Here is a 2,292-nt window from a genome sequence, read left to right on the forward strand (position 1 = left end):
CCGACTCACCAACAACAGACTCCGCACCCCATGCACCACCACCAAATGCCGAGCCACCACACGCCCCAGACCACCCGTACCACCCGTGATCAGGACCGTCCCGGACGAGTCCCATTCGACGCCGGCTGCGGGAGTGTCCTGCCGCTGCACTCGGGCCAGCCGCGCGGCGAGGACCTGTTCGCCGCGCACCAGCAGTTGCGACTCGTCCGATGCCAACGCCGTCGGGATGAGCGTTACTTCGGCGTCGCCCTCCACATCCAGCAGGCCGAAACGGCCCGGATGCTCCGACTGCGCCGACCGCACCAGACCCCACACTGCCGCACCCGCAAGATCCGCACCAGACACCGCACCCCGCGTCACGAACACCAGACGCGACGACACGAACCGGTCCTCCGCCAACCACGACTGGATCACCCCCAGCGCCCCCACCACCGCGGCATGCACCGACTCCACCGTTCCGGCGGCCCCGATGGCCGGCGGGACGAGCACGATCTCGTGGGCGCCCGCTTCCGCGATGTCGTCGAGATCCGTGTGGGGCTGGAGCGAGAGTCCGTCGAGGATGCCTTCGGCGTCCTTGCCGAGCATGGTGAGGGAGCCCACAGGCTCGCCTGCGAGGTGGATGCCGGTCCAGTCGACCTTGAAGAGGGAATCGCCGGCCTGCAACTGCCCGGCGCTGATCGGACGCACGGTCAGGGACCGTACCGAGGCCACCGGCGCGCCGGTGGTGTCCGCGATCGCGATCGACGTGTCGTTCCCGGTGGCACGAATGCGGACCCGCACCCGGGAGGCACCGGACGCGTGCAGGGTCACCCCGCTCCACGAGAAGGGGACACCCCTCTCGCCCGGTCCTTCGCCACCCAGTAGCGCCGCATGCAGCGACGCGTCGAAGAGTGCCGGGTGCAGCCCGTAGGCGTCGCCGTCCGTGCCGTCGGGAAGCCCGACCTCCGCATAGACGTCATCGCCCACCTTCCAGGCCGCCCGCAGGCCCTGGAACACCGGACCGTAAGCGAACCCGGCGTCCGCGAACCGCTCGTAGCAGCCCGCCACGTCGAGCGGCTCGGCGCCCTGCGGCGGCCACACCGCGGCATCGAACGACGGCGCTTCGGCAGCCGGGGCCAGGACACCACTGGCGTGCAGCGTCCACGGTTCCGCTCCGTCACGCGCGTGCACCGACACCGGCCGGCGACCCCCGTCATCGGACTCACCGACCCATACCTGCACCTGGACCGCGCCGTCCGACGCGGGCAGCACCAGCGGCGCGGCGAGCGTCAGCTCCTCCACCTCGCCGCAGTCCACCTCGTCGGCCGCCCGCAGCACCAGTTCCACCAGTGCCGTGCCGGGCACCAGCACGGACCCCAGCACCACATGATCCGCCAGCCACGGGTGCGAGGACACCGACAACCGCCCGGTGAACAACACCCCACCCGAGCCCGCCAGTTGCACCGCCGCACCCAGCACCCGCGAACCGCACATCACCGGAACGCGCCACCCGACCCGACGGCCAGAACCGCTCCCGCTGGAACGCGTACGTCGGCAGGTCAACCCACCGCGCACCCGTACCGGCGAAGACGGCGGACCAGTCGACGGGCACGCCGCGGGCGTGCAGACGTGCCACAGCCGTGAGGAGTGCCGGTGTCTCCTCCCGGTCCTTGCGCAGTACGGGGGTCAGTACCGACTCGTCCGCCGCGGACTCCGCGGCGAGCGCGGAGAGGGCGCCGTCGGGGCCGAGCTCCAGGTACGCCGAGACGCCCTGCGCTTCCAGTGCGCTGACCCCGTCGGCGAAACGCACTGCTGCGCAGACGTGACCGACCCAGTATCCCGCGGAGCACAGTTGCTCCGCGGTGGCGGGTTCGCCGGTGACGTTCGAGATCACGGGGATGCGCGGCTCGCCGTAGGACAGGCCCTCGGCGACGGCGCGGAAGTCGGCCAGCATCGGTTCCATCAGCGGCGAGTGGAAGGCGTGCGAGACCCGCAGTCGGCTGGTCTTGCGGCCCTCGGCTGTGAAGCGCGCCGCGATGGCCAGTACCGCATCCTCGACACCGGAGACCACCACCGACGACGGACCATTGACCGCCGCGATCGACACCCCACCCATCAGATGCGGAAGAACCTCCTCCTCGGTGGCCTGGAGCGCCACCATCGCACCGCTGGCGGGCAGGGCCTGCATGAGCCGTCCGCGGGCCGCCACCAACGTGCAGGCGTCAGCCAGCGTGAAGACCCCGGCGACATGCGCGGCGGCGATCTCGCCGACGGAGTGTCCAGCCACGTACTGCGGCCGGACACCCCAGGACC

1 pseudogene is annotated in these 2,292 nt (G+C 71.3%); it reads right to left on the reverse strand.

The features are described 5' to 3' along the window. Positions 1 to 2,292 (reverse strand): annotated as a pseudogene (locus tag ADK54_RS48780) (acyltransferase domain-containing protein); the annotation flags it as partial.

The sequence above is a fragment of the Streptomyces sp. WM6378 genome, assembly GCF_001279695.1.
GTDB lineage: Bacteria > Actinomycetota > Actinomycetes > Streptomycetales > Streptomycetaceae > Streptomyces.